This window comes from Massilia phosphatilytica, assembly GCF_977014125.1.
On the sequence record NZ_CDRNIL010000064.1, the window covers coordinates 1 to 2,297 of the forward strand.

The following is a 2,297-nucleotide window of genomic DNA, read 5'->3' on the forward strand; positions in this document are numbered from 1 at the left end:
ATGTTTGCTAAGGTTAAAACGGAGGAGTTAGTTGGATGATCCAGCACCTAAGGTTAAAACGGAGGAGTTAGTTGGATGATCCAGCACCTGGGAAGCCGTGCGCCGCGCACGCGCGGGCGAGATCGGCAAGCTGCGCTACTTCCGCTCCGAACACGGCTTCACGTTCCGCGACCCGAACGCGTGGCGCCTGAAAAAGGCGCTGGCGGGCGGCGGTTCGATGATGGACATCGGCATCTACGCCCTCAACGCGGCGCGCTACATGACGGGCGAGGAGCCCACCGCCGTCTATGCCCAGGAAACGACGGACCGCAAGGACCCGCGCTTTCGCGAAGTGGAAGACATGATCGGCTTCCAGCTCGAATTCCCGTCCGGCGTGGTCGGCTCGTGCATGTCGATGTACAGCGCCAACCAGAACCACATCCTGCTGATGGGCGACAAGGGCCGCATCGAAATGGAACCGGCGACCGCCTACCACGGCAACCGGCTGTGGGTGGGCAACGGCCGCGAGAACGAGATCACCCCGCGGCCCGGTCCCGGCGCCACGCAATGGGCCGGCCAGCTCGATCACATGTCGCAATGCGTGCTGCAGGACCGCGAGCCGATCGTCGCGGGCGAGGAAGGCTTGCGCGACCTGCGCATCATCGAAGCGATCTACCGCTCGGCGCGCGAGCAGAAGCGCGTGGTGCTCAAGGCCTGAACGGCATCAATACGGCGATCCGGTGACGTCCAGCCGTATCCGCCAGATCGCGCCGGCGCCCGTGAGGAACAGCGTCTTGCCGTCGGCGCCGCCGAACGCGGCGTTCGTGACGTTGGCGTCCGTGCGGATCGTCGCCAGCTCTTTTCCCTGCGGCGAGAACACGCGCACGCGCCTGGCCGGGTGCTCGCTCACGTACAGGTTGCCGTGGCAGTCGACGGCCATGCCGTCCGGGACGTCGAGTCCCTTCACGATGTCGCGCCCCTGACCCGGCACGCCGTCCACGATGGGATAGGCGCGCAGGAAGCCGTCGCCCGCGTTCACGTACAGCACGTCGCCGGCGGGCGACAGCGAGACGCCGTTCGGATTCGGCCGGCTGCCGTCGACGAGCGTCACCTTGCCGTCCGTGCCGACGCGGTACACGCCCGTGACGGGCTGGCCGCCGGGTGCCGCCGCCTTCTGGAAATCCGGGTCCGTGAAATCGATCGTGCCGTCCCTGGCGATGGCGATGTCGTTCGGCGAATCGAACACCTGGCCTTTGTAGTTGCCGGCGATGGTCGTGCGCTTGCCGTCCGCGAGCGCATAGCGCGACAAGGCCTTGTACTTGTGCGTGGCCGCGACGATGTCGCCATGCGCATCGACGGCCAGGCCGTTGCTGCCGCTGTCCTCGACGACCGTGCTCACGGTGCCGTCCAGCCCCAGCTTGCGGATGCGCGACGGGAAGCCGGGCGCGAAGCTGAAATCGGAAAAATACAGGGCATCCTTGATCCACACGGGCCCCTCGTACAGGCCGGCTTCGCTGCGCGACGGCCGCACGGCCGCGACGCGCTCGGCGCGCAGTTCGCCGGACGGCGCCTGGCCGCAGGCCGGCGCGGCGTGGGCGCCGGCGGCGCAGGCCAGCGCCAGCAAAGGGCCGGAAAGTGCGAGGACGGTGCGGAGCTGCATGGGATGCCTTTCGTTCGATGGTCGGAGGAATTCATTGTAGCGCTTGTCCGACCCGCCATGGGACGCTTAGTCGCCCTCCGCGTCTTCGGCAACCCGGCGATCGTCCTTGTAGCGACCGGCCCGCTATCGGGCGCCAGCGTGTACAGGTAACCCAGGCCATAGTAGGCCAGTGAATTGGCCGGATCGGCCTGGATGGCGCGACGATACAGCGGGCGCGCCTCCTCCAGCAAGGGTTCCCAGCCCGGCGTCCCGGTATCGCGCATGGCGACCGCCGTCATGCGCAGGCCTTCGGCGCGTGCGGCCAGCAGCGCGGCATCGTTCGGGTAGCGTTGCAGCAGCGTCGTCAGGCGCGCCATGCCATCGTCGACGACACCGCGATCGACGGCGATCGCATTGGCCTTCGCGTCGTCCGGGTGGAGCTTGAGATTGGTCTCGATCAGTTCCCTCGACACCTTGCCGTCCGCCTTCGCGAACCGCGCACCATGCTCCGCCAGCACGGCATAGGTGGCGGCACGGTCGAGTTTGGCGACCTTGACCTGGACTTGCGGCAGATCGAGCCCGTCCTTGCCGGTCGAACTGCGCTGCCGTCAAGGTGCTGGATCATCCAACTAACTCCTCCGTTTTAACCTTAGCAATACGCAACCGAACCAGTAGACGA

At 66.8% G+C, this 2,297-nt stretch carries 4 protein-coding genes; 3 read left to right on the forward strand and 1 reads right to left on the reverse strand.

From position 1 onward, the window contains the following. The first annotated feature begins 97 nt into the window (after nucleotides 1-97). Nucleotides 98-697: a Gfo/Idh/MocA family protein gene (locus ACWNCF_RS02350; RefSeq protein ID WP_449405877.1), complete on the forward strand. Its 600-nt coding sequence runs from the start codon at nucleotides 98-100 to the stop codon at nucleotides 695-697. Between the two features lie 6 nt (nucleotides 698-703). On the opposite strand, the gene ACWNCF_RS02355 is transcribed toward ACWNCF_RS02350, so the two are convergent. Beyond that, complete coding sequence (locus ACWNCF_RS02355; protein WP_449405878.1) at nucleotides 704-1,639, reverse strand: SMP-30/gluconolactonase/LRE family protein; 936 nt, start codon at nucleotides 1,637-1,639, stop codon at nucleotides 704-706. A gap of 192 nt (nucleotides 1,640-1,831) precedes the next feature. On the opposite strand from ACWNCF_RS02355, the gene ACWNCF_RS02360 reads away from it, so the two are divergent. After that, nucleotides 1,832-1,966: a hypothetical protein gene (locus tag ACWNCF_RS02360; RefSeq protein ID WP_449405879.1), complete on the forward strand. Its 135-nt coding sequence runs from the start codon at nucleotides 1,832-1,834 to the stop codon at nucleotides 1,964-1,966. 2 nt (nucleotides 1,967-1,968) lie between these two features. Further along, entirely contained in the window at nucleotides 1,969-2,265 is a 297-nt protein-coding gene (locus ACWNCF_RS02365) for a hypothetical protein (protein WP_449405880.1), read from the forward strand. Nucleotides 2,266-2,297: the final 32 nt, after the last annotated feature.

Coding starts and splice junctions, on each gene's coding strand:
- ACWNCF_RS02355 (WP_449405878.1), bottom strand. CDS start 1,639: ATGCAGCTCCGCACCGTCCTCGCACTTTCCGGCCCTTTGCTGGCGCTG.
- ACWNCF_RS02360 (WP_449405879.1), top strand. CDS start 1,832: ATGGCGCGACGATACAGCGGGCGCGCCTCCTCCAGCAAGGGTTCCCAG.